33 protein-coding genes are annotated in these 25,100 nt (G+C 35.9%); 27 read left to right on the forward strand and 6 right to left on the reverse strand.

From position 1 onward, the window contains the following. Positions 1-193: 193 nt before the first annotated feature. Positions 194-415, reverse strand: a complete 222-nt coding sequence (locus FS486_RS18945; RefSeq protein WP_144513871.1) for a hypothetical protein — start codon at positions 413-415, stop codon at positions 194-196. Between the two features lie 190 nt (positions 416-605). Between FS486_RS18945 and FS486_RS18950 the strand changes: the two genes are divergently transcribed. The 7 genes from FS486_RS18950 to FS486_RS18980 all read left to right on the forward strand — a co-directional run bounded on the left by FS486_RS18950 (position 606) and on the right by FS486_RS18980 (position 6,253). Next, positions 606-1,598 (forward strand): LLM class flavin-dependent oxidoreductase, encoded by a 993-nt coding sequence (locus tag FS486_RS18950; RefSeq protein ID WP_144513873.1) that lies wholly within the window; start codon positions 606-608, stop codon positions 1,596-1,598. Positions 1,599-2,481: 883 nt separating this feature from the next. Next, positions 2,482-2,853: a YolD-like family protein gene (locus tag FS486_RS18955; RefSeq protein ID WP_144513875.1), complete on the forward strand. Its 372-nt coding sequence runs from the start codon at positions 2,482-2,484 to the stop codon at positions 2,851-2,853. Between the two features lie 112 nt (positions 2,854-2,965). Beyond that, on the forward strand, positions 2,966-3,436 hold the full coding sequence (locus FS486_RS18960) for a DinB family protein (RefSeq protein WP_144513877.1): 471 nt from the start codon (positions 2,966-2,968) through the stop codon (positions 3,434-3,436). 122 nt (positions 3,437-3,558) lie between these two features. After that, the gene (locus FS486_RS18965) at positions 3,559-4,092 is read left to right on the forward strand and encodes a sigma-70 family RNA polymerase sigma factor (RefSeq protein WP_260858169.1); all 534 of its coding nucleotides are present in this window, start codon (positions 3,559-3,561) and stop codon (positions 4,090-4,092) included. Continuing rightward, complete coding sequence (locus tag FS486_RS18970; RefSeq protein ID WP_144513879.1) at positions 4,092-4,496, forward strand: PadR family transcriptional regulator; 405 nt, start codon at positions 4,092-4,094, stop codon at positions 4,494-4,496. Before FS486_RS18965 ends, FS486_RS18970 begins: the two co-directional genes overlap by 1 nt. A 7-nt stretch (positions 4,497-4,503) precedes the next feature. Continuing rightward, a complete protein-coding gene (locus FS486_RS18975) occupies positions 4,504-5,814 on the forward strand; it encodes an FtsW/RodA/SpoVE family cell cycle protein (RefSeq protein WP_144513881.1) in 1,311 nt (436 codons plus the stop codon). Positions 5,815-5,866: 52 nt separating this feature from the next. Then, on the forward strand, positions 5,867-6,253 hold the full coding sequence (locus FS486_RS18980; protein ID WP_144513883.1) for a hypothetical protein: 387 nt from the start codon (positions 5,867-5,869) through the stop codon (positions 6,251-6,253). A gap of 68 nt (positions 6,254-6,321) precedes the next feature. On the opposite strand, the gene FS486_RS18985 is transcribed toward FS486_RS18980, so the two are convergent. After that, positions 6,322-6,729 (reverse strand): hypothetical protein, encoded by a 408-nt coding sequence (locus tag FS486_RS18985; protein WP_144513885.1) that lies wholly within the window; start codon positions 6,727-6,729, stop codon positions 6,322-6,324. A 322-nt stretch (positions 6,730-7,051) separates the two neighbouring features. Between FS486_RS18985 and FS486_RS18990 the strand changes: the two genes are divergently transcribed. From FS486_RS18990 to FS486_RS19065, 16 genes are all read left to right on the forward strand, one after another. Beyond that, a complete protein-coding gene (locus tag FS486_RS18990) occupies positions 7,052-7,489 on the forward strand; it encodes a GNAT family N-acetyltransferase (RefSeq protein ID WP_144513925.1) in 438 nt (145 codons plus the stop codon). A gap of 40 nt (positions 7,490-7,529) precedes the next feature. Then, complete coding sequence (locus tag FS486_RS18995; protein WP_144513887.1) at positions 7,530-7,991, forward strand: GNAT family N-acetyltransferase; 462 nt, start codon at positions 7,530-7,532, stop codon at positions 7,989-7,991. Positions 7,992-8,056: 65 nt separating this feature from the next. Continuing rightward, the gene (locus FS486_RS19000) at positions 8,057-8,218 is read left to right on the forward strand and encodes a DUF2197 domain-containing protein (protein WP_142538547.1); all 162 of its coding nucleotides are present in this window, start codon (positions 8,057-8,059) and stop codon (positions 8,216-8,218) included. Between the two features lie 272 nt (positions 8,219-8,490). Beyond that, a complete protein-coding gene (locus FS486_RS19005; RefSeq protein WP_144513889.1) occupies positions 8,491-8,814 on the forward strand; it encodes an ATPase in 324 nt (107 codons plus the stop codon). Positions 8,815-9,063: 249 nt separating this feature from the next. Further along, positions 9,064-10,128, forward strand: coding sequence for a DmpA family aminopeptidase (locus FS486_RS19010; protein WP_144513891.1), 1,065 nt, complete (start codon positions 9,064-9,066; stop codon positions 10,126-10,128). A 123-nt stretch (positions 10,129-10,251) separates the two neighbouring features. Next, entirely contained in the window at positions 10,252-10,923 is a 672-nt protein-coding gene (locus FS486_RS19015) for an AlkZ-related protein (protein ID WP_144513893.1), read from the forward strand. A 41-nt stretch (positions 10,924-10,964) separates the two neighbouring features. After that, positions 10,965-11,594 (forward strand): hypothetical protein, encoded by a 630-nt coding sequence (locus FS486_RS19020; RefSeq protein ID WP_144513895.1) that lies wholly within the window; start codon positions 10,965-10,967, stop codon positions 11,592-11,594. A gap of 39 nt (positions 11,595-11,633) precedes the next feature. Beyond that, positions 11,634-12,071 carry an SMI1/KNR4 family protein gene (locus FS486_RS19025; RefSeq protein ID WP_144513897.1) on the forward strand — a complete coding sequence of 146 codons (438 nt, stop codon included), beginning with the start codon at positions 11,634-11,636 and terminating at the stop codon, positions 12,069-12,071. A 30-nt stretch (positions 12,072-12,101) separates the two neighbouring features. Then, positions 12,102-12,578: a GNAT family N-acetyltransferase gene (locus FS486_RS19030; RefSeq protein WP_144513899.1), complete on the forward strand. Its 477-nt coding sequence runs from the start codon at positions 12,102-12,104 to the stop codon at positions 12,576-12,578. 31 nt (positions 12,579-12,609) lie between these two features. Further along, positions 12,610-13,485, forward strand: coding sequence for a phosphotransferase family protein (locus FS486_RS19035; protein WP_144513901.1), 876 nt, complete (start codon positions 12,610-12,612; stop codon positions 13,483-13,485). A 272-nt stretch (positions 13,486-13,757) separates the two neighbouring features. After that, a complete protein-coding gene (locus tag FS486_RS19040; protein WP_144513903.1) occupies positions 13,758-14,198 on the forward strand; it encodes an SRPBCC family protein in 441 nt (146 codons plus the stop codon). A 168-nt stretch (positions 14,199-14,366) separates the two neighbouring features. Continuing rightward, the gene (locus FS486_RS19045) at positions 14,367-14,804 is read left to right on the forward strand and encodes an NUDIX hydrolase (protein WP_144513905.1); all 438 of its coding nucleotides are present in this window, start codon (positions 14,367-14,369) and stop codon (positions 14,802-14,804) included. Positions 14,805-14,808: 4 nt separating this feature from the next. Beyond that, positions 14,809-15,006 carry a hypothetical protein gene (locus tag FS486_RS19050; protein WP_144513907.1) on the forward strand — a complete coding sequence of 66 codons (198 nt, stop codon included), beginning with the start codon at positions 14,809-14,811 and terminating at the stop codon, positions 15,004-15,006. A 173-nt stretch (positions 15,007-15,179) separates the two neighbouring features. After that, positions 15,180-15,866, forward strand: a complete 687-nt coding sequence (locus FS486_RS19055) for a DUF2711 family protein (RefSeq protein ID WP_144513926.1) — start codon at positions 15,180-15,182, stop codon at positions 15,864-15,866. Between the two features lie 12 nt (positions 15,867-15,878). Continuing rightward, a complete protein-coding gene (locus FS486_RS19060) occupies positions 15,879-16,409 on the forward strand; it encodes a D-glycero-alpha-D-manno-heptose-1,7-bisphosphate 7-phosphatase (protein WP_144513909.1) in 531 nt (176 codons plus the stop codon). A gap of 160 nt (positions 16,410-16,569) precedes the next feature. Then, positions 16,570-18,039, forward strand: a complete 1,470-nt coding sequence (locus FS486_RS19065) for a protein adenylyltransferase SelO (RefSeq protein WP_144513927.1) — start codon at positions 16,570-16,572, stop codon at positions 18,037-18,039. A 78-nt stretch (positions 18,040-18,117) separates the two neighbouring features. On the opposite strand, the gene FS486_RS19070 is transcribed toward FS486_RS19065, so the two are convergent. Then, positions 18,118-19,488: a glycosyl hydrolase family 18 protein gene (locus tag FS486_RS19070; RefSeq protein WP_260858170.1), complete on the reverse strand. Its 1,371-nt coding sequence runs from the start codon at positions 19,486-19,488 to the stop codon at positions 18,118-18,120. A gap of 534 nt (positions 19,489-20,022) precedes the next feature. Here FS486_RS19070 and FS486_RS19075 point away from each other — a divergent pair. Then, positions 20,023-20,541 carry a DinB family protein gene (locus tag FS486_RS19075; RefSeq protein ID WP_144513929.1) on the forward strand — a complete coding sequence of 173 codons (519 nt, stop codon included), beginning with the start codon at positions 20,023-20,025 and terminating at the stop codon, positions 20,539-20,541. A gap of 234 nt (positions 20,542-20,775) precedes the next feature. Here the strand turns inward: FS486_RS19075 and FS486_RS19080 are convergent, their stop codons facing one another. Next, positions 20,776-21,378 carry a hypothetical protein gene (locus FS486_RS19080; RefSeq protein ID WP_144513911.1) on the reverse strand — a complete coding sequence of 201 codons (603 nt, stop codon included), beginning with the start codon at positions 21,376-21,378 and terminating at the stop codon, positions 20,776-20,778. Positions 21,379-21,528: 150 nt separating this feature from the next. Here FS486_RS19080 and FS486_RS19085 point away from each other — a divergent pair, with 150 nt between their 5' ends. Then, complete coding sequence (locus FS486_RS19085; protein ID WP_144513913.1) at positions 21,529-22,005, forward strand: DinB family protein; 477 nt, start codon at positions 21,529-21,531, stop codon at positions 22,003-22,005. A gap of 52 nt (positions 22,006-22,057) precedes the next feature. Here the strand turns inward: FS486_RS19085 and FS486_RS19090 are convergent, their stop codons facing one another. Further along, the gene (locus tag FS486_RS19090; RefSeq protein ID WP_144513914.1) at positions 22,058-23,077 is read right to left on the reverse strand and encodes a 2,3-butanediol dehydrogenase; all 1,020 of its coding nucleotides are present in this window, start codon (positions 23,075-23,077) and stop codon (positions 22,058-22,060) included. A 20-nt stretch (positions 23,078-23,097) separates the two neighbouring features. Beyond that, positions 23,098-23,658, reverse strand: a complete 561-nt coding sequence (locus FS486_RS19095; protein WP_260858171.1) for a TetR/AcrR family transcriptional regulator — start codon at positions 23,656-23,658, stop codon at positions 23,098-23,100. A gap of 220 nt (positions 23,659-23,878) precedes the next feature. Here FS486_RS19095 and FS486_RS19100 point away from each other — a divergent pair, with 220 nt between their 5' ends. Both FS486_RS19100 and FS486_RS19105 read left to right on the forward strand, forming a co-directional pair. Further along, positions 23,879-24,571, forward strand: coding sequence for a nucleotidyltransferase domain-containing protein (locus FS486_RS19100; protein WP_144513916.1), 693 nt, complete (start codon positions 23,879-23,881; stop codon positions 24,569-24,571). Positions 24,572-24,722: 151 nt separating this feature from the next. Further along, positions 24,723-25,070 (forward strand): ASCH domain-containing protein, encoded by a 348-nt coding sequence (locus FS486_RS19105; protein WP_144513917.1) that lies wholly within the window; start codon positions 24,723-24,725, stop codon positions 25,068-25,070. The last annotated feature ends 30 nt before the right edge of the window (positions 25,071-25,100 follow it).

Here is a 25,100-nt window from a genome sequence, read left to right on the forward strand (position 1 = left end):
GGTTTTGTGCGGCCAAAAATCTATTTATTTAACACTTGACTTATTTAACATTAAACGCTGTGTTAGAAATATTCGTGTTAATTCAAACAAACGTGAATGTTTAAACATTCACGTTTGTTTCCCGCACAGGGATAAGTTAAAAGCACACTTCCCCTTTTAAAAGGAGAAAGTGTGCTTTTGGAAGACAATATAGTTATGGTGTAGAATTCTCAGTAGAGTCTTCAGTAGAATCGTTATCTTGATTCGTATTTTCATCCGTGTTTTCTTCTGGTACTCCTACGTCGTTTTCACCATCATCTTCTAATAATGGGTCGTTTACTTCTACGTCATCTAGATCATCGTCATTATCGCCACATGCTCCCAACAATAAGGTTGCAGATAAAGCTAATGGTAGGGCTAGTATTTTTCTTTTCATGTAAATTCCTCCTTTTAATTAGTGAAGCTTATTTTATATGTACCTCTATTTTCGATTTATAAACTCTTTTTCTATTAATTGGGTTAGAAAGTCACTTTTGTTTACCTTCTTATTGTTAAGGAATACAATTTGATCATAAGGAAAATTTGTAGCTAAATTACATAATAAAATAAGAAGGGAAGATCATCGAATGAAGTTAAGTGTTCTAGATCAAGCACCTATCACGGCAGGGAATACTGCTATAGATGCATTAAAAAAAGCAGAGGAGCTTGCTATCCTAGCAGATGAGTTAGGTTATCATCGCATGTGGATGGCAGAACATCATGGAACAGGTACTATTGCAAGTTCTGCTCCGGAAATAATTGCTGCCCATTTAGCCGCAAAAACAAAGAATATCCGCATTGGGACTGGTGGAGTAATGATGATGCATTATTCCCCATTAAAACTTGCAGAAGTATTTAAAACATTAAGCGCATTTTCTCCCGGTCGTATCGACTTTGGTGTTGGGCGTGCTCCGGGAGGCGATAATTACGCTATGTATGCTCTTTCTGAAGGTCGTCAGCCAATGCTAAATAATATGTATGAAAAGCTAACGACAACGTTACAATTACTGAATGATGAAGTTCCAGAAGATAGTATTTATAACCGAACTATTGCAACCCCAGCGAATGTTGTATTACCGGAAGCGTGGTTGCTTGGTTCTACAGGAAACAGTGCTATGCAAGCGGGTCGTTTAGGAGTTGGCTATTCATTTGCCCAGTTTTTCCAAGGGGGGATGACAAAAGAGATTTTTGATACTTATCGAAGCAATTTCAAGCCATCTGCATTAATGGAGAAGCCGGAGATTAATGTGACATATATGGTAACGGTTGCGGAGACAAAAGAAGAGGCGGAGTATGAAGCACTTCCTCAAGATATTTCGAGACTGTCTTTAATGAGAGGCCAAATTCGCCAAACATTAACACCAGAAGAAGCACAAAACTATCCTTTGACTGAAATGGACCGTATGATGATTCAAGAAAACCGCAAAATTCATTTAGTTGGCACACCAAAAGAGGTAGCAACCATTTTGCAAGAAGAGCAGGCTCATTATGGTTTTGAAGAAGCGATGATTTGTAGCATCCCCCACTCACAACAAAAACGGTTGGATGTATACCGACTGCTGGCACGTGAACTATTCTAATTAGGTAAAATACACTTTAGGAATAATGCTTCGTAACAGGTAACCACTATGATTTTCTCTGCTTACGGACGCTTTCCGCCGGGTGAGCGATTGAGCCACCTCCGCCGCTTAGGCGTCGTTGTGCTGTCTCATTTGCCCACAGCGGAACAAAGGCTAAGAGCGCCACATCGTGTGGCAACGCCTTCGTGTCCAACATCTTGTTAGCCTCGGCAGGAGTCGCCTCCAGCAGAGAAAATCAAAGAAAATTGTTTACCTTCCAGTATCGACTTGCTAAAAAGTTATCCCGTTTTTTCGTCGGGGAAAATCCAATTTCCTTGACCTCCTCGTTAAATTCTACTGTTACGGAGTGGTTTTTCCGTAACCGTATCCAAAAAATGGCTTAGCGCAACAGAAACGTTATGAAGAGCAACCAATGCGATACCGGGAGCAACTAGATTACCCCGGAAAGCAACCAAATCCTCCTCGAGAGCAACCAAATTTATAAGATGGAATTACTTTACAACCAACGATGAGTTATTCGCTATTTTAGTTAGCAATTTTGATGGATTGGAGCTACAGACGGCGACTCCAGTAGGTTCAAGTGAGTAAGAGGAGACTTCACAAGCGGTCGCGTAAGCGGACGGTGAAGGCTCATCACTCACCCCACGGAAAGCGTCCGTCCTGCAACGGAAATCCTAGCGGAAAATCCCTTAAGACACACTATCCCTAGAGGGCATATATTTTTGATTTTTGGTGAGTAACATCCTGCAATTATTACATTCCGTGCGTACCTTAACAGACAAATGGCCTTTCTGCAAATATTCCTTTCTCTAAGCCATATACTACCACTTGAAAATAGAACAAATGTTCTTTATAATAAAGGGAAAAGAAAGAAAGTGATGGAATGGCGAGCTTCGAGGAAGAATGGGGCAGATTAGACTTATCCAAAGTACGTGATAGAGGGTCAAAAAAGTGGGTGGCAATGATGCTACCAGAGCATGTGAAAATGATTCGTGACTACAATGACGAGGTGAAAAAAGCACCGATTCCTGATTTAAATGTATTCGACTATGAAGCAATTCAAGAACAAATCGAACTCGCGATGAAACGAAACGTGGAAATCCACATCAAAAGGTGGAAAAATGGTGAGTTTTTTTATAATAATGGGACCATCCAATGGATTGACTTAAGTAAGCGAACGATTGAACTAGAGGATTCTTCCCGTTCCTATGAATTCCCACTAGATGAAATTGTGGACGTTGCTATTATGGAATGATCGGGTCCCATGTATTAATTTATATAAATAAAGGATTTCAAAAGAAACATGTGGAAGTTACATAGAGAATAGACTTAATAAGTAAAGAATTTTACTAGGGGAGGATTTTAGGATGGAACAAACTATTTTTCAACATATGGAGACAGTTAGAGGAATAACGTTGAAATCGATTAGTAAAATACTTGAAGAGATCGTGGATATTGTACCGGAAGGGTTCAACAATAATATTCGCTGGAATTTTGGTCATATTGCATTTGTACAAGAAAAACTTGTGTATAGCGTACTAGGTGAAAAGACGAATCTTCCTAGTGAATATGAGCATTTTTTTAGTCCAGGAACTATACCTGCTGATTGGACAGGAACTCCTCCTACTCTAACAGAGATTTGTTCTGTTCTCACGGAACAAACAGCAAGATTAAAGGAATTCGTTCCAGGAAGAATGGCAGAAAAACTGCCGACCCCCTTTACAAATAGACTTGGCATAACTTTTTCCACATTTGGTGAAACACTATTGTTTAGTTTTTATCATGAAGGTATGCATATGGAAACGATAAAAAGATTGTATCGTAGTATTGCCGATTAACGAATAGAGCAGACAAAAGAACTTCACAGTAGAAGTTCTTTTATTGTGAACAAAAATAGTACATAGAATACACAAACCTTCCAATAGGGCACGTCGTCTAATGAAAAGAGAGGAGGGGTAATGTGGAAGAAACATTTGAGGGAGTTTTTGGATTTGAAAATCATGAAGAGTTAATAAATGAGATGATGAGCGAATATGGGCAAGATATATTAAGGCTTGTCTATTCGTATGTAAATAATAAAGAGGTTGCCGAAGATTTAACGCAAGATATTTTTGTGAAATTTTATAAATCTCTTCATACATTCAAAGGAAAATCTAAGCTAAAAACATGGTTGTGGCGAATTGCGATTAACCATTGTAAGGATTTTCTGAAGAGCTGGTATACCAAACATGTGTCGATTGCCGAAGATACAACATACATAAAAACGAAGAAAGAAATGGTCGAGGAGGTAATTATACAAAAAGAAGCAGAGGATCAATTAATTTCTGCGATAATGTCACTGCCTATTAAATACCGGGAAGTGATCTATCTCTATTACTACGAGGAATTACTTATCAAGGAAATAGCAGTACTAACTGAAGTGAGTGTCAACACAGTTAAAACAAGAATCAGACGTGCCAAAGAACTTCTGGAAGAGCGATTGGAGGAGCGGTAATGGAAGAACGTTTAAAAAACTTGAAGAAAACAATGGATGAAACTGCATTTGCTGAAATAAATTTTACGGAAGAACATCGCAAGGCCATTCGTCGAAAAATGTTTAATGAAGAAAATGAGGATACAATCTTTTTAGCTGTTATGCAGCTTCTTATCCAAGAAAAAACTGGGTACGAATTGGTGAAGTTTTTGAGAGGGAGAGGCATTCGAAAATTCGAAGAGAATGAGGGCATCGTATATACGTTCTTACATCAGCTAGAACAAGATGGTTACTTATGTTCAAGATGGAATGATTCCAGTAGCAAATATTATCAACTAAATAATAAAGGAACAAAACTACTTCGAAAATCGGAAAAGGGATCTACAACTAAACCATTTGCTTTCAAAGAGCTATTAGAGAGGTGAAATCGAATTGAAAAATAGTAGTCGATCTTATTTAAGAGAAGTGAAAAATCAAATTCAATCAAAAGAAGCAAAGGAATTTGTTTCTGCTGAACTTGATCACCATATAACAGAAGTAAGAAACGAATGGATTAAAAAAGGATTCAATGAGATGGAAGCAGAAGAAAAAGCAGTGGGGCAAATGGGAAGCCCTATAACACTGGGACAAAGGCTTAATAAACTTTACCGGCCAAAAGTAGATTGGATAACCGTTATATTATTAGTCATCACGTTGGGTTTAAGTTTTTTGCCGATGCTATCACTTGGTAATAATTTTAGTGATGATTCGATGAATATGAGGTATTATTCCACTCATAAACTCATATTTGTTTTGCTTGGTGTGATGGTAGCAATTGGAATGATGCTGATTGATTTTCGGAAGTTAGAAAAGCGCGGCTGGTTGTTTTATGTAGTGGGAATATTTATTCTCTTAGTTTTAAGAATTTTTCCGACGCATTTTATAAATGGGCTTCCTCTTGTACAAATAGGGCCTTTAACAATGGACAGTTTGATGGCTATCCCATTCTTTTTTCTTGCTTGGGCATCTTTTTTCAACGACAAAAGATTAAAGCTGTGGCATTTGTGTATTTTGTTTTTTATCTCTAGTTATTTATTCTTATCGGTGCCTAGTATTTCAACAGTTTACATATTTGTTGTAATGGTAATTGTCATGTTTTGTTGCTGTCGCTTTAGTCCAAAAACAATTTTATCTACACTAGTTGTAATCACAAGCTTGTTTTTAATTATGAGTTTCATATTTTGGCAAATTTCTGCTCCTTACCAGAAATCCAGGCTATTGGCATTTCTAAATCCTGAACATTTTCCAGACAGTGAGGGCTATATGATATTGCTCCTAAAAGAGCTGCTCTCTAACGCAGGCTGGTTCGGAAATCCGATGAGCAATGTAATGATGACAGAAGCCCATACAAATCTTGTGTTTGCAAATCTCATTTCCTACTTTGGTTGGCTGTTTGGGATCGGACTTGTTATCTTCCTCTCTTTATTTATCGTAAGAATTATTGTAATCACTCGTAAAATACAGTATTCATATGGGAAACTACTACTTATCGGTGCGGCGGCTCTTTACACAGTTCAGCTTATTACCAATATTGCCATGACACTAGGGTATTTCCCTTTGATAACGATGTCACTACCATTTATGAGCTACGGCTTGATGCCTACTCTGTTTAATGCCTTTTTAATTGGCGTTGTGCTAAGTGTATATCGACGTAAAGACTTAGTTTCGAATAGCTATATGGCAAATGAAGTACGTATTAAATGAATCTTGTGAAACCTAACCTTTCCTCATACGACTAACTGGGTGGAGGTGTGCAATGAGCAAAATTATTATAAGTCTAATGATAGTTGCATGTTCTATCTATTTAACTGGCTGTATGGATGACGAAATAGAAGTGACAGTTTCTGAAAAACCGGACGCAGAAGAGGTTTTACGATTAGATAAGAATGCAGACATTTTTCAGTGGGATGGTTTAATTTATAAAACGGAAATTGACTGGGTGGATGAAATGAAAGTCACTAAGAAAGAGTTAGTCGGAGAAATTGCAGAAATTTCGAATACAGATAATAATCGGTTCAAAAATGGCATGGCAAACAAGCTACCAGTAGGTGCAACAATCTACTCTACTATAGAGCGAGGGGATATATTGATTGTAGAATATGATGGGAAAATCAAAAAATATTTAGGGCTTGGTGAAGGATAAAGGGAGCAGCTGTCTCCCTTTATGTAGACATTATGTAAGAGAAGGGAATAATTTAAAGTCAATTAAGGTCATCCAGTCGAACTGACCTGTAATGTAAAAGCCTGTTGGTCTATATGATTTTTTATCATCATATCATTGAAGATCTGTAGTATTTCTTGTTGTTGATACTCTGAAACATCCTTAATATTATTTAAAATGATTTCAAGTCTAATGTCATCCGTAGCATATAACATGACTGCAATTGAATAGTCATATCCCCTTTTCTCCATTTCCACCCCCACTTGCTCGAGGAATCCCCCATCTGCATAAAGATACTCCTGAAAATCATTTAAAGCGACCGCTTCCTCTGCGGAAATTTGAAAAATATGCCCACTTGTTTCTTTTTCCGATCCGGATGACTGAGGGGACATAAACAAAACGACGAGCATTATTATGAAAAAAACAATCCCCCCTATAAGATGCTTCCTGTTTCTCACCTTGCTCCTCCTATAGTGTTTATCCAATCATATGTTTAAATAGTAGAATTAATGACCATCAGAAGCCTTTCAAGCTCCCCACAACTTCCTTTTAAAGCAGGAAAAGTAGAGATGAATGGAGAAGTATTGTTTATTGAAGAAAAATTCTATGATTAGATTTTTGAAAGGACAATTTAAAGCCAGCATTATAACTGCTATTCTTTTCATTAGAGTTTCTTTTTGCGAACTAGGCAGGCAGGTATTTATTATTTTAAAAGGTACAAGAGAAGCTTCGGAATAATGAAAGTTAGCAGAATGATAGAAAAGGATTGATAGAACAATGATGGAAATAAGAAAGCCGAATGATTCAGAACTTAAGAAGGTTATATCACTTTCTCCACAAGCAATATATGAGGGTACTTTAGGGGAAGTAAGACCATCAAATACAAAAGTGGAACAACTTATTACCCCTCTATTGGAGAAGGGGAGCTACTACTTAATAGCATCAGAGGAAAATTGTTTGAAAGGATGGATTCTGTTAGGTAGCAGTAAAGACCAGTTTAGCGATAAGGTGCTTGGTTTTATATATGAATTATTTGTATTAGAAGAGTATAGAGGAAATGGGATTTCCAAATTATTAATGAAAACAGCGATTGATTGTTTACAACAAGAAGGCTATACCGAAATCCGCTTAAGTGCTTTTGCTGGTAATCAAGCGATTAAATTGTATGAACGTATGGGCTTTCAAGCAAGGACAGTATCTATGAGCCTGCTTTTGTAAAATAGTTTAACAATAAATACTACTAATTAAGGAGAACAAGATGACGTACCATATAGAGATTTTGCTGGACAATAATAATGAATTTTTCACTTTTTTAAATACAAAGATTAAAGAATTTAACAATCAATATTCCGTACACCATAGAAATGCAAGAAAAAAAGATTCTGTACAACCTATAAATATAATAGTTTCGGATAATGATAAAAACTGGGTTGGTGGTATAACGGCAGAGGTCTATTGGGAATGGGTTGAAATTAATGATTTTTGGGTAGGCGAAAAATATAGAGGCCAAGGTTTAGGTGGACTTTTACTAGAAAAAACAGAAAAGGTTGCCAAAGAGAAAGGTGCGAAGAAAGCTCTATTGACTACTTTCGAATTTCAAGCCCGATCCTTTTATGAGCTAAAAGGATACAAAGTAGTTGGTGAAATAAAAGATTACCCACCGGGCAGTAGTTATTATACGATGGTAAAGCCGTTAATGGATGAAAATACATATTATTAAATTAAGAAGTGCAGAGGTCGGATGTACATAAGCTATTTTATAGTAACGAAAGTGGAGGGTTTTATATGCTTTTTTATACAGTTACATGTTTATTTTGCAAAAAAGAGTTCAAGCTTTACGACAATGACCCACAGTATCAAAAGTTTAAACGTAACATGAAAGGAAAATTTTCTTGCCCTACGTGTAAAGAACGAATCGAAAGCGATGCAAGGAAAATGAGATTTTGAGAAATCAGCGATAAAAATGGTTAAGTAGAATGATTGATAAATAATGATAACGCTTATTTTAGGAGCAATAGATTTTTTAGTCTCGGCTTTATTCGGACTGGTTTCTATGAAACCTAGACCAAGAGGTTGGATCTGATATTAGTATTATCAGTTCATATTTAATTGATCCAATGAATAATCCACATTTACCGCTGAATATTTCTTTGGGCCATATGATTTCGGATTAATGTAATCTTGTAAATTATTAATATAAATTGTAAGGAGAGGAAATAATGTCGGGATTTCTAGGAAATGCAATGATTATTATCCCTATTATAGCTGGCGGGTTAACTTCCCTAATTTTATCAAAAACATTTAAAGAGAAGGAAAAAGTAGATAAAGGCTTTGAATTTATTTATTTTAAACTAACTTATAGAAGAAAAATGATACGATCTCTAACTTCTTTGCCAATTGTAATTATTGCATTACTTATTATCTATTATTACTCAAATTGGAGTTTAGAATTTTATATAACCTTTGTTCTATTGGTTTTATTGATTGGATTGGCTCAGTTTATATATAACTTTAAAAAATGGAAGGAAGTAGTGGAACAATAACTGGCACTGACGCTTATATTCATAGACTGTTTTCTAATTCTGTAGACATTGAGAAAAAGACAGGATGAAGATATGCAATTTAATGAAATCTGCGGTCAGTGATACAAAAAAATGTAGAAGATCTTACTATAGTTAAGGTATTGGGTTGCCTAGGCAGCTCTTTTTTCTTATGAAATGTAGCACAATAAAATAGATCCAGCATTATAATTAGATGAAACTACAACATTAAATTATTGAGGGTGAGACAAAATGTTCAATCAAAAAAGAATACGAGATTATGGAGTGGAGATTGGTCGATTAAAGACTGGAGAGCTTAATGCAATAACAGACGTTAAAGGAGTTACAGTCGGCCATGTGACGCTGAGCGAAAAAAGTATGCAAACGGGAGTTACAGCCATTTTGCCACACCAAGGCAATATCTTTAAAGAAAAACTGATTGCTTCCAGCCATGTTATCAACGGTTTCGGAAAAACAATGGGTACTATTCAAATGTCGGAGTTAGGCACTTTAGAGACACCAATTCTGTTAACGAATACCCTGAGTGTAGGGCTAACTGCAGACGTATTAATTGATTATATGCTTGAAAATAATCCTGAAATAGGACGGACTACTGGAACGGTAAATCCCATAGTCGGTGAATGCAATGACATGTTCTTAAATGATGTAAGGGCAAAGTTTGTGAAGCCTGAAGACGTTCTTCAAGCGCTTGAAAACACTTCGACTGAATTCAAAGAAGGATCCGTTGGTGCTGGGACTGGAATGCTTTGTTATTCCCTAAAAGGAGGGATTGGTTCTGCTTCAAGGATAATGGAAATGGAACAGGGGAAATACACGATCGGGGTTTTGGTTTTGTCGAATTTCGGTATATTAAGTGATTTGTTAGTTAAAGGCAAGGCGGTCGGTCAAGAATTGAAAGAAGCAATCCTCGAATCTTATAAAGAAGAGGATAAAGGATCTATTATGATTATCGTTGCAACCGATCTTCCAGTGTCGGAGAGGCAATTAAATCGGATTATAAAAAGATCAGTGACAGGTTTATCTAGAACAGGTTCTATTATTACAAATGGAAGTGGAGAGGTCATCATTGGATTCTCCACAGCTAGCAAGATTCCGCATGAAAAACCAGAACATCTTCAGTCAATCATTCAAATTCATGAAGAAGAAATAGATTTGGCTTTTAGAGCTGTCGGAGAAGCAACAGAAGAGGCAGTATTGAATTCACTAGTAACGGCAGAAGCCATAATAGGAAGAGATGGAAATGAAAGACCAGCTTTTAAAGATTTAATAAAGAAATTTGATATTTTGCTTAATTGAATGTAAGGAATCATGCCAATTTTTCAGGTTTCTTGAACTAACGATACAAATTAATTCAAGAAGGAGAATCATGTTTTATCTAGAAATTAGGTATAAGTCTATTTATAAAAGGAGATAAAAAAAGTGAATTATAAAGTAAAAACCTATGAAGATGCCATAAAAGTAATCGAAGAGGTTGGTATACTCCCTCTTGCTCCTTTAATACCTGACTTCCCTTCACTAAATACCATTACCTTACCAGAGTATTGGCATTCTGAAACTGAGTTCGATCCTTGGATTTGGAGGACAAAATTCTCGACTGATGGAGTTGCAGGATACGGTAAATTTATTAAGAAAAAATCAATATTAGTTTCACGTCAGCTTCTTCCGTATGTAAAAAAGGTCTTAGGTTATGATGAGACCGTTGAGCAACGATATTATAATGGGAACGTTTCAAAAGAGGCGTTTGAAATTTACAAAATAATTAGCCAACTGGAAGGGATAGATACAAGGGCCTTAAGGATAAAAGCAGGTCTAAAGGAAAGTGATAAAAAAAAGATATTTGAGAACGCATTGTTAGAGTTGCAAGGATCAATGGATATTGTAATTTCAGGCATACAGGAGAAGAGAAATGAAACCGGTGAAAAAAATGGGTGGAGTAGTACAGCTTTTGAGACATATAATTCTTGGGCTAATCGAAATAAAATAGACACTATAAATATAGATAAGGCGGAGGCAAGAAAATATCTTATATCCTTTTTCACCAATATATGCAGTATAGAATCACTGAAGAAACTGGAAAAAGTATTTGCATAGCGGGGCCAAGGCAAGAGGTGTTTTAACAAAGGAGAAAAGGAATGTCTCGCAGCAAGCATATTAAGTATTTCCGTTATGGATGGGATATCATAGATTTAAGAGAGATTTTAAATTTTGTGAACAAACAACGAAAATGTTTAAAAATTTTAAGTTATGGATGTAACTTAGAATATGATTTAATGAACAAACTAATAAAAAAACATTTGGCATCAGAAATTGAAACACGAAATGAACCATGTATGGAAATAAGTTTTGAATCCTATGATGCTAATTTTGAGAATCAGGACCTAGGCGAGAATTTTTTTAATGTATTTAAAGTAGACGAAAGTAGATTTATCCAATTTGAAATGGAGCTAAAGCAGCTTACAGGTAGGCATATTCGATGTCACTACAATATAAGAGGGCATTTCGAAGTGCAGTTAGATGGCAAACAGTTTTCTACTCTAGTCTATAAAACCTTGGATTGTTTAGCTGTTTATCGTGAGGCAATAGAAGGTCAATACTTATTTTTCATCGATACAGAGTCAGAAGATAATGAGGAAATTAGACATAAAATGCATTTGTTGCCCCAAAATTTACAATCGCTCAATTTACCAATATATTTCACAGAAATACAGAAAGAAGTGTATGTGAAAGATTGGGTTCGTCGCATAATGGAGTATATTGGATAATATATTATTACATTTACTACCACTAAGGAGAAATCCAATATGAAATGGAAAAAATACATAGAATCTATATCAACAGAATATCACGTTAATGCACCAGCAACCAATGCGGAAATAATGCATATTAAAGATGAATTGAACATTCAAATATCCGAAAAGTTACTAGAACTTTTCCGTGAAACAAATGGAATATTTGATAGGTATGGATGTCCGCTGATTTGGTCAACGAAACAAATAGTAGAGGACAATTTATTTTTTAGAAATTTCGATGGCTACAAGGATATCTATATGCCATTTGATCACTTACTGTTTGTTTCGGATGCAGGAAATGGAGATTTATTTGGTTACAGAATTTTAAACGGGAGTATTCAGGATGATGAAATATACGCATGGAATCATGAAGACGATAGCAGAACATGGGTCTCCTCTTCGTTAGAAAACTTTGTAAAGGGTTGGATTTCAGGAGAGATTACTGTTTAGAAGAAACATGGCAAATGAGAGGTGAATAATATGACTTATCAGTTTAGGACTATGACACAAGAGCAGGCAGAAAATATTGCATTTAATTGGCATTATAAGGGTGAATATTCCTTTTATAATATGGAAGCAGATAAAGAAGATTTAGAGGAATTTTTAACTCCTGAAACTCGAGGAAGTTCAACATTCGCTGTAACAAATGATAATAACTTGATAGGTTTTATTACTGTAAACAAAGTAGCTGATAAAACTTTTGATATTGGTTTAGGAATGAGACCTGATCTAACAGGTAAAGGAGAGGGAATAGAATTTTTAAAAGAGGGACTCGTATTTATTAAAACCAAATATCAACCTGAAAAACTAACTTTATCAGTAGCAACTTTTAATCAAAGAGCTATTACAGTATATAAAAGGATTGGTTTTAAAGAAAAAGAGACTTATATGCAACATACAAATGGTAGCACATTTGAGTTTTTAAGAATGGAGTTCCGTTATGATTTCATAGAGTAATGATACCATGAGAGATGGTGGGGGAGATTAAATGCACCAGTTAAAACAAATTATAGAGAAATTAAAATTGAACTTACTTACCATTGATGATGTACCTGATTCATTTAGCTCAACTGTGTATAAAATAAAGCTAGTAAATCAGCAGATCGTATACCTTAAAATTCCTTACTCTAAAATAAAATTAGTACGTGAGTATGAAGCGATAAAAATATTAAGTGATACATTACCAGTTCCTAAATTATTAGCATATTGGGAAGGGAACGATGAAATACCAGGTGCCCTTCTACTATCAGCGATTCAAGGAGAACCTCTTTCTCGAATAGTTGATGAGAAACTAGCTTTTGATATAGGCGTTAACCATGCAAAATTACACAACGTTTCACCACAAGAAAACATTACATATCAGGGAATTTCAAATGTTTATGATCAATGGTCTACATTTCTTGAAACGCATTTTTATAGTTTTGCAGAAGAAGTAAAAGAGGCGATACCAGTGGATTTATTGGAACAATCCATTGAATTATTTGAAGAGCTACGCAAATCTCTTCCACCCCCAGATGGACCGAGCTTTATACATATGGATTTTCGACCGGCAAACATAATTATCCAACACAATCAAGTTTCAGGAATTATTGATTTTGAGAGTGCACGCTTTGGATCGACGGAAATGGATTTTACAAAAATTAACCGTGATATATTTATGACAAATCCACGAACACTAGAAGCCTATCAAAAGGGATACAAAACAATTCGCCCACTCATAGATTTAGAAGTTGTCTTGCCATTTTATCGTTTCACTGATGCATTTAATTCATTAGGGTGGTGTAAAAAAAGAGGAATAGAAAAACATCAGAAGTTTTTTAATGAGAACTATGTTATCTTAAAATCAATACTAATGAATATGTAATTGCTTTGAAATAGAATAGTTGAAAGGGGTTGCACAAATTGTACTTTCTTTTTATAGCTCCTGTCCTTGGAGTATTGTGGTTTTTGAATCTTGTCTTGTTAATAGAAAAGATGAAGGTCAATAAAAATTATCACAATCAAAAACTACTCGGTGCTGTTCTTACATTTTTTCTTGTGTTATCGATTGTACTATCCCCTCTATTTATTGGGTAACGATTTGTGCAATATTATATTACAAGTTATATCAAAAAATCGAAAGAGAGTTGATATTATATGGAAACAAATATAACAACAAAATTTAACATACGTAAACCTGCTAATGATGTATTTGAAGCAATTGTAGATCCTAATAAGATAGCAAATTATTGGTTTTCATCTGGAACTGCAAGATTAGAACAAGGGAAGAAAATTACTTGGAGATATGATGAGTATAATGCACAAGTAGAAATAAATGTTTTGGAAGTCATTGACTATAAAAAGATTGTTTACTCATGGGGAGAATATGACGAAGAAACAGTTGTCACCATAACATTAAATGAATTGGATAATAGGGGTACCCTAATTGAAGTCACTGAATCTGGTTTTAAGGAAAATGATCCTGACATAGTAAACAAGATGATTGGTCAAAAAGAGGGCTGGGTGTATGCATTGACTTGTTTAAAGGCTTATTTGGAAAATGGAGTAAATAATTTAAGAGCTTCATTAGTTCATTGAGCATATTTTCACGAATGGGTCGAAACATGTAGACAAGTTGGCTTGATAAAAGATAAAGTCCAAGAAGAATTGGTATTAAGATTTTGTAGGGGACAAAGTAATTAAAACTATCGAGTGTTCATGAGCTGTTAAGTCGGCTCTTTTTTTATTAAAGGGGGAAGTATCAAAATGAAAAGAGTAGATGTTGCATATGTCCTTCTGTTTGATGAACTTGAACAGAATGTGTTAATGGTAAAAAACAAAGGTACAGAGTCCTCTTACTATACGCTTCCGGGTGGGGCAGTGGAAAAGGGCGAAACGCTTATGGAGGCTTCGGTACGTGAAGTAAAAGAGGAAACAGGTTTAGATGTCCAAGTTGACGGTATTTTCTCCATAGGGGAAGCATTTTTTAAAGATAGAGGACACCACGCTGTTTTCTTTACTTTTATCGGAAAAATAATCGGTGGAGAAATAAATATTTCCTTTCCGGAAGAAATTGAAGAAGTAACTTGGATGGATGTAAAACAGGCGGAAGATTATATACATATTGCAAGTGGGTTTGAGGGATTACTGCAGGAAAGAAATACGGTTCCATATATTCTTAGAGAATTGGAGAAAAAGGAGTGATTTCTTGAAAACAATTTTGAATTTTACTACTGCATTGGCATTCGGTATTATAGGTTTTTTAATGTTTGGAGGAATAATTGCGGTTGTGGGCTATGAAGGTGCAGCCATTCTAGTTGGTATTATTTTTATTATTTTATTGACGATCATCATTAACTTGCTAATCAAAATCAATAATAATATTGAAAAATTAAATCAGAAATAATTCATTTGAAGAGTAGGGAAAATTGCTGGAATTAAAGGTTATTATAACTTTTGAAGAAAAGAGTATATTAAGCAGTATTTTAAAGATTTTTGGGGAAATCCTAAGAATAAAAGAATTGTTAAAATAGGGCCATTCCATTTTTTAATAACATTAAGGGGGATGTTTGTTTGAGAATGAGAGTTGCACCACTTCCGCATCGATATGCAGTTTGTGCACCCGAAGGTATGCCTATAAAGACGTTTTATAAAGATGTATTCGAGGAAGTTTTCATTTTTTATCATCCTTTTATAAAACCAAAAACGATTGCTTATGAATTATTTATGCCGGAAAATTATCCAAGTAGAAGTGAGATTAGTGAACACTGTGAAAAGATTACTTGGAAACAGTTTTTAGAGTTATCGGGGATTCAAAATTTTCAACATTTAGATATTGGTTTGAGGACTTTAATTTTAGGATTAAACAAAAAATTTGCAAATGAAGATCTAGCGAATATGATTCGAGTAGTGTGTGAGAAGAAAAAGATTATTGCTCCGGAAGAAGGATGTTTCCCAAACTTTCTTATGAGTGATTTACTTTCCGCTATTAAAAAGGAAGGACATGAATGGATCTGGTACGGAGATGAGTTTTGTTCAGAACGACAATTAGTTTTTATGGATGATTTGATTGTAGATCACAATATTTTTCCTCTACGTCCAAAGAATCTCTTTACTCATGAGAACGAAATATTGATAACGACGCATTGGGATAGTCACTTTTCCTTGTTATGTGGGGCTAAGAACGTCATAACTAGCATAGTAGAAGCAAGTAATTTGGAAGGTTTTTATTGTACTGAACATACAAAAATGTATTGGAGCTTATAAAGGAGTGAAGAGTTGAAAAGAGCTGTCTTTTTAGATCGTGATGGTGTAATAAATGAAGTGCTGACGAATCGCGTTAAATTTGTGAATAAGCCGCACGAATTATATTTCTTACCAGGTGTTCCGCAAGCAATAAAAAAATTAAACGCTTTTTTTGATTACATCTTTGTCGTAACTAATCAAGGGGGTGTTGGATTAGGCTATATGAAAGAAGCGCAGCTCCAAAAAATACATGACCATATGATTGCGGAACTAAAGAAAGATGGGGCGACTATTCATGATGTGTCCTATTGCCCGCATAAGCCAAAAGCGGGCTGTGATTGTCGTAAGCCAAATAGTAAATTAATAACAGATCTTGGTGAAAAATATAATATTGATTTAGCTCATTCGTATATGGTAGGTGATACCGACACGGACATCATTGCTGGTAAAAAAGCTGGTACAAAAAGTGTTTTTTTGGGTAAGAGTGATCCAATTGCAGATGCCGTTTTCCCCGACCTAGTTACTGCTGCGGACTGGATTATCGAAGACGCAACAGAAAGTTGAGAAGGATACAAAATGATTGGTAGAATATTCTCTTTAGTGTACTTTTTTATTTTTACAAAAGAATTGGATAAAGCGTGTCAAAGGGTATAATAAATTTACAGAGACTTTTGTTCTTTATTAGATAGTAGAAAAAATATTGGCAATAGAAAAAGGTGATACGATGACCAAAGGAAATAATAGAGAGACTGGGTGGAATTTCGACAACAGTTACGCACGTCTACCAGATCCATTTTTTACAAGCCTTGACCTTAACCCGGTGCATACTCCTAAGTTGGTTATGCTCAATGATAATCTGGCATCTTCTTTAGGGCTTAGCAGTGAAGCATTACAAAGTAAAGATGGTGTAGCAGTACTAGCAGGTAATAAAATACCAGAAAATGCTTCTCCTCTTGCCCAAGCTTATGCGGGACATCAATTCGGGCATTTCAATATGTTAGGAGATGGTCGGGCGATTCTACTTGGCGAGCAAATCACACCTACTAATGAGCGATTTGATATTCAGCTTAAAGGAGCAGGAAGAACTCCCTATTCACGCGGAGGAGATGGCAGAGCTGCTCTCGGTCCTATGCTTAGGGAATATATCATTAGTGAAGCAATGCATGGACTAGGCATCCCTACTACCCGAAGCCTAGCGGTGGTGACGACGGGTGAACCAGTAATCCGTGAAAAGAATTTACCTGGTGCAATCCTAACAAGGGTCGCCTCTAGCCATCTGCGTGTAGGCACTTTTCAATATGCTGCTCAATGGGGTCCTGTAGAAGATTTACGTAAGCTGGCTGATTATACATTACAACGACATTTTCCTGACGTTGAAACAGGTCAAAACAGATATATTTCCCTTCTGCAAGAGGTGATTAAACGACAAGCAAAGCTAATTTCAAAATGGCAGCTAGTTGGATTTATTCACGGAGTGATGAACACAGATAACATGAGTATTAGCGGTGAAACAATTGATTATGGACCATGCGCATTCATGGATACCTATGATCCATCAACCGTATTTAGTTCTATTGATGTCCAAGGTCGTTATGCATATGGCAACCAGCCGCAAATTGGTGGTTGGAATTTGGCACGATTTGCTGAAAGCCTATTGCCACTTCTACATGATAAAGAGGAAGAAGCGGTAAAGATTGCACAAGAGGCGATTGAACAATATCCGAAGTTATATCAATCTAATTGGCTAGCGGGAATGAGATCTAAATTGGGGTTATCTGATGAAGAAATGCAAGATAAATTACTGATTGACGAACTTCTGAGTTTGATGCAAAAGTATAAAGCAGATTACACAAATACTTTCCGTGCACTAACTTTTGATAAACTTGAGGATACGGGTTTGTTCGGCAAGAAAGAATTTGACCAATGGTATAAGAAATGGCAGGAAAGACTAAATAGACAACAGGCATCAAAAGACACTGTACATGTGCTGATGGGAAATAGTAATCCCGCGGTAATACCAAGGAATCATCGAGTAGAAGAGGCACTAGATGCCGCTGAACAAGGGGATTTTACTGTAATGGAGCGGCTTCTGAAGGTGCTTTCAAATCCTTTTGCCCATTCTACTGAACAAGAGGAGTACACTACATTGCCTGCCCGTTCAAGTGGTCCGTACCAAACTTTTTGTGGCACATAATATAAAAAATCGCTCAATATTAAATATGTCCCTACAATGTTCTTTAACTAGTTAACATTATAGGGACATATATTTATTTTATTTGTTGAGATGGTATACATTCCAAATATCAGGTGTCTCTGCGCCAATATACCAAGCAGCGACACCACCTAATTTATATTGGTTCACCATGTTTATTCGGAGCTGAATAGATTGTTTATCTTCCATCCATATTTGGTGTTTCTCTCCGTTTGTACTGTATTCGATATAGTTCTGCTGCGTATTTTGATCCCAAACCTTTTTAAGAGCTTTGGAGGAAATTATTCTTTCGACCTCAGTCATTGTTCGATCTATACTTTTCACTTTTTTTGTCGTTAAATTAGTTACCCATTCCCTCGTGTAGAATGGTACTCCGAGAATGATTTTATTAGAAGGTACATCATTCATCAAAAGCTCTATCCCTTTTTTAGTCCAAGGCATAGACGCTATGGATCCTGGTATTTGGCTACCTCCCCAATGTTCCTCATAGCCCATCAAAATAATATAGTCAGCAACTTCCCCTAGCTTTTGACGGTCCAAGCTACCTGACCAAAAAGGATCGATATTTTCTCGTGTAACGTCAACGGAAACTTTAATATTATGTGGCTGAAGAACCTTTTTAAGTTCGGTTATAAAAAGAACAAAGTCTTGCTTGTTTTTCGGATCGATATTTTCAAAGTCCACATTGATCCCATCACTCTTTGTTTGAACTAATGAATTCTTAAGCGTAGTAACTAATTTTTGGCGTTTAGTAAAATTATTTAATACAGAGTCAGTCATTATGGGATCGAATTTATTTCCGAACAATGGCCATACCTTTTTACCTTTATTATGTGCATCCTTCACATATTTTGTATCCACTTTGATGGAAACAAAATTGCCTGAATTGCTCAAAGTATACCAACGGGGGGACACGACATTTAAATTCGAATGATTCAGTTGTTGTGTATAATTTTGAGAGTTACCGTTATATTTCCACCCCATGATGATTCGTTCTTGATTCTTTTGTAGTATGTCCGACTTCTTAACCCATCCCTTTTTATTGCCTAGCAACTGAATTTGCAGATAGTAATCAGGAATATATAATCGTTGTCCAACAAGTATGTTTGATGAACTCAAATGGTTCAATTCTATTAACTCATTAAGAGACACACCAAACTTTTGAGAAATTTTCCAAAGTGTATCACCAGAAATTGTACTATGCATAATAGGAGAGGTTAAATCTCCTGAATCGGTGGAGAGGATAGGAAATTCTTCTCCTTTTTTTAAGGTTGTAATTACGGGCGAATCTTGGTTGGGTAAACTCAATACGTTGACATTATTTATTTGAGCAGTTCCAATCAAAAGCGAATTGCCAGAGGCTTCTCCTTTAGCTGGAAAGAAACTTAGTAATAGGATTATTATCATTACAGCATGAACTATTTTTTTCATTTATTACGTACACCTCTAGGTTGATAGTAGTATAGAACTAAACTAGAATACTATAGATGAAATGTAATAGATACAGGTACTTTGTGGTAGTGCAACCAGTGGTGTTTTTCTTTAAACATAGAATCATAATGAGCTATTAATTCGGCTGCTGGATCCTTAAACGGCTCGTTAATATAACGATAACGGGGAACTGGATAAAATCTTTTTAAGTATAGACTCAAATGATTTGTCATCCATAAATTTCACACACTCTATATTGGGTGGAACTCCAAGAGGAAAGAGCTATTCTATTTTGGCAATAATTTTAAAAAAGTTTCAATAAACGGATTGAATAATAGAATACGAGAAGGAATTTTGAAGATTAAAGAGAATACATGGAGTGGGTGTTCTTTTCATCTCTACTGAAAAGTACGGTTTGGTTGAAGTGGAATAAGGTTCCTCCACTTTACAAAAAGAAAGCTGATATTGCTACCATTTGTTAGAGAGAATGAACTACTTCGATGTAATTTGAAGAATAATAGAGGAGGAATAATGTTGAAAAAACATCATGCAGTGAAGTTGTATGATTATCATGTTTGGGCGAACAATAAAATGTTTGGAAGATTGAAAGAATTGCCGAAGGAAATATATGATCGAGAAATTCAAAGTGTATTTCCCACGATTGCAAAAACGCTCGTTCATATTTATACGGTGGATACAATATGGCTTGGAGTAATGCGGGAGAATAGTATGGATGAGATTCAAGCTTCCTTGGGTCAAGTACAAGAGAAGTCAAAGGGTAAAGGTCTGGAAGAAATGGAGAGGCTATTCCATGAACTGTCAGAAGAGTATCATAGTTTTCTTATCGATGAAAGTGATTTGGATAGGGATGTTTCCCCTGTGCATCCTCAATTTGGACGTTTAGAAACTCAGCTTTCCGAATTGATTCAACATGTTGTCAACCACGGTACATACCATCGTGGTAACCTTACGGCGATGATACGTCAACAAGGCTATTCAAGTGTACCTACTGATTATGTTTTCTATCTTTATGAGATTAATTCAAAGAAATAGATTTAGCTTAAAACTTTTAAAATAGCTGAGAACCCAGAGAACATAAGTTATAGCTTTCGAATCTGCCGTATCTTTAGAACTACTTTTATATGCAGATGATCAACGAGAGAAGCAAAAAGGCAGAGTACTATATTATACGATACTGTCCCTGTGGAAAAAACAATATTGGAATACTAAGCGTTTGTCTCACACAGGGACGGTTACTGGATCTTTTATTACTCAGAGTAACTTTGGCTATTCTATAGATAAAGCTGGATGTTCCCAGTAACTATCCGCAACAGATGAGAGATTTTCTGCATGAAAGTTTTTAAAATTTATTTTATCCAATGTTTCTCTGCTCATGAATGCTATCATCACATCTCCATTTTCTACATGCCCATAACGATCAGAAAGGGGGGCTTGAATGATTAACGTGGCCTGGGAAACTTCCTTATGAGATTTCATCGCTTTCATAAATTCTACTGTTCTGGATAAGAAAAATTGTTTTGCGGAACTAGTCGATTTAATATTTTCCTCCAAAGCAATAGCTTCGACTACTCCGCTTTCGAATCTAGATGAAAGAACAGCCTTTTCCTTTTCTAAATTAGTTACTCCGAAATTTTTCATGATTAATTCGGCTGCAATCACTTCAGGAGTCTTATTTTTTTGTGCCATTTTCTCCATTAACTCTTCTTTTTCCAGTTTCTTATAGAATGGAGAGTAGGTAACTTCCATTCTATCTGTTTCCAACTTCTCTACTTGTTTTATAATATTTTCTACAATCCCAATTCCTAAAATTAAAATGATCACTAGAAACCACCAGCGTTGGTAAAAATGATGCTTCGTATTATCTGCCAAAGTAAATCTCCTTTCGTAACTACATATCTTTTATTTTATGCATGATAGAAAGTGAAATATGTCTATATTAGGTCCCGGTACCAATAGTTGAATATGTCCAAGAAAATAATTACAATGAACATGATGTAATTTTAATAGGAGGCGATGTAGATGTATAGAACAGTAAACGATTTTATTGAAGAGTGGACTATTGCAGGAGAAGGAACACTTCGAGTGCTAAACTCATTATCTGATGAAAAGCTGGATCAAGCTATTGTGGAAGGACATAGTACCCTAGGTTGGTTAGGTTGGCATATTGCGACAAGCCCAGCATTTTTCGCTGGTTTAGTAGGACTAAATGTTGAATCGGCTATTAAAGGAAACAAAGAAGAGGTTAAAGTTGCAGATATCGTGGAAACCTATAAAAAAATGGTTGAAACCGTTAAGCAGGAAGTAGAGTCGAATTTAACAGATGAAAAATTGGCGGAGAAAATGGAAAGCTTTGCTGGAGAAACGACTCGAGGTGCTCTGCTTCGTAAACTAATCGACCATCAAACCCACCACCGTGGTCAAATGACTGTTCTGTTACGCCAAGCAGGATTGCCGGTACCTGGTGTGATGGGCCCAACAAAAGAAGCACAACAGTAAAAAAAAGTGTCTCTGAAGGAAAATAACTCCCTTTCAGAAGACACTATTTTTATTAAAGATTCATATTTACAAGAATTTTACATTGACTTCGGTCTTTTGTTAATGCTTCAAAACCTTTTTCAACAATATCATCTAGGGAAATTTCACTTGTAATTACTGCATTACCATCGATCACCCCACTAGCAAGTAAACGAATAACTTCTGGAAAAATACTTGCATAGGCAAATGAACCGCTGATTTTCACTTCCGGTGAAACAACTGCATTAGGATTGAATTCTACTGGTTTTTCCCAAACACTTACGATTTTAAATTCGCCACCTGGATGTACAGAGTTGACGCCACTTGTGAATGTTGCTTGAACACCGGCTGCATCATATGCTACATCTACGCCACCGTTTGTTTTTTCACGAATGAAAGCAACAGCATCTGTATCGATTGGATTAATAGCATGGGTTGCACCTAGTTCAACAGCTTTTTGGCGTCTTTCGTCCGAAACTTCTACTACAAATATTTCACTAGCGCCAGCAGCTTTAACTGCTTGCAATACTAATAATCCAATTGGGCCAGCACCAAAAATAGCTGCTGTATCTCCTAATTTTAATTGACTTTGACGAACAGCATGAACTGCAACTGCAGTCGGTTCAACAAGAGCCCCTAGCTCTAAACTCATATTTTCAGGTAATTTATATACATTTTCTTCTTTAATAACTGCAAATTCTGCAAATCCGCCAGAAATAGTATATCCATAAGATTGTCCATGTTTACATAGATTTGAATATCCTCGTTTACAATTCGCACATTTTCCACATGGAATAGGTGGTTCAATTGCAACAGAGTCTCCTACTTTTATATGTGAAACTCCATTAGCCACTTCAACAACGACACCTGCAAACTCATGTCCTAAAACCGGTTGCGTGCGAAATGCATATGCACCTCCAACATATTCATGCATATCACTACCACAAATACCTGCATATTCTACTTTAACTTTTACCATACCATCTTCTAATGCTGGCATTTCTGCTTCTTCTACTCGGATATCTTTTATTCCATAAAATTTTGCTGCTTTCATGTAGTTCATTCTCCTTGTATTTACTCATTTTTTGCGCGAAGGCCATTTAAAATATAGCTAACAGCTAAGTTAGCAACTTGATCGGTTGTAAGATCTAATGAAGAACGATTTAGGAATGGATTGTTGAAGGAATACATTAAAGTTCCCATCACAAAGTTAACAGATACATCGATTGAATCAAAATCGATTGTCTTTTGCTCTTTGCATGCTAACAAAATAGACCGAAGCTGTTCCCATGAAGGAAGAAAGACATCCTTTAGCATCTCTAATCTAGGACTATTCATCACTAACTCTTGCTGTAAAATATCAATCAGTTCATATTCTTCTGTTCTATATAGAACGAAATTTCTACAAAAGCTTTTTAAAGAATTCAGTGAATCGCTCAAATCGTAATGCGCGTTCATGAAAGTGTGACGAAGTGGTTCGAATAGTGCATTGAAAACATTTTCTTTTCCACCAAAATGATAAGAAATTAAGGCAAGAGATACACCTGCCTCATCGCAGATCTGTCTTACAGTAGTGCCATCGAATCCTTTTCTCGAAAACAAGAACTTAGCAGATTTTAAAATTTGATCCTTCACATCTTTATTCTTTTCTTTTACGTTAATTTTTTTATGGTTAAAAAGACTCACCTCTTTTTTGAACAAACGTTTAAAACAACTGTACAAGAAATAGCTTACGCCTGTGCAGGACCATTGTCAATTTAATAGATTGTTATTAAGAGAACTATAATAGAAATGCATAGGATATAAAGGGTTTGAGTGAAAGATGTCGAATTCAAACAGTAAGAGGGGGATCAAGATGGTTTTAGAAGCCGCAGTAGATGCAATTGTATGTAGTATAAAGAAGGATAAAAGGGTCCAAGCGATTTTTTTAAAAGGGTCCATGGGGAGGGGAGAACAGGACGAACATTCGGATATCGATTTATATTGCTTAGTGAATGAAGAAGATGAGGAAGAGTTTCTTCGTAGTAGGCTTCATCATTTAGAAAACTATAAAGAACTGCTATTTTATGATGAAATTTTCATCGTGGCACCACAAATTATTGCTATCTTTGAAAATTTAGTGCACCTAGACTTGTTTACAGTGACAGAAAATACATATATCGAAAAGGACTTTTTAAAAGTTCTATACGACCCACACTTGAAAATGGAGAAATATAAACAGACTCAGAATCTAAATTTATCTGAAATAGAATTTCAAGATGCAGTGGATGATGTAGCCTGGTTCCTTTTCCAATATAAAAAATCAGCGGCACGGGGCAATGATATATGGTCAGTTAGCATGCTCCATCAAGTTTCGACCCATCTAGCAAGAGTGCTATTACATCGGTATAATCCTGAAAGGGCCCAATTGGGGTTGAAAACATTACAGACATCACTTCCCAAAGAAGTCATGCATGCAATCAATGAAGTTTATGATCACATGACCCCGCAAAAACATCCCCATGCTGTAAAGCTTATATGTGAATTGCTATCAGAGATAACTGATTAGGTTTTCTCTGAAATAGCCGACCCTCATAAGATTAAACCTTTGGGGGAAAGGATGATTTCTTTTTACCTTTAGATTCAAAAGGAAGTCTCGCAATAAGTGTTAAAAATGGTTATGATAAATGAATGGTTAGTTAAAGAAAAGAGGCGATTATATGAGTGAACAATCAAATACTATACTACCTAAAAAAACATGTACGATTGAGAAGTTAGTTACAATCCCGAAAGACGTAGAAAAAGTGCTAAATGGCGAAAAGACGGCTACCCGCCGAAATGGAGTTTATGCCGATCTTGGTGAAATAATGGTACTTGGCGATAAAAAGTTCCGAGTAGATGCAATTTATTCACAAACACTTGGTGAAATGACGGACGAACATGCACGACAAGAAGGCTACACTTCTATGGAAGAATATAAACAATCCATCCTTGCGATGCATGCGAAAATGCCTTGGTTGCCAACAATGAAAGTATGGGTGCATGAATATAGCCCAGTAGAAAAGTAAATTATAAAAAAGATGTGCATCTGATCGGTG

The sequence above is a fragment of the Bacillus sp. FJAT-22090 genome, from assembly GCF_007676755.1.
In the GTDB taxonomy this organism is placed as follows: domain Bacteria; phylum Bacillota; class Bacilli; order Bacillales_A; family Planococcaceae; genus Psychrobacillus.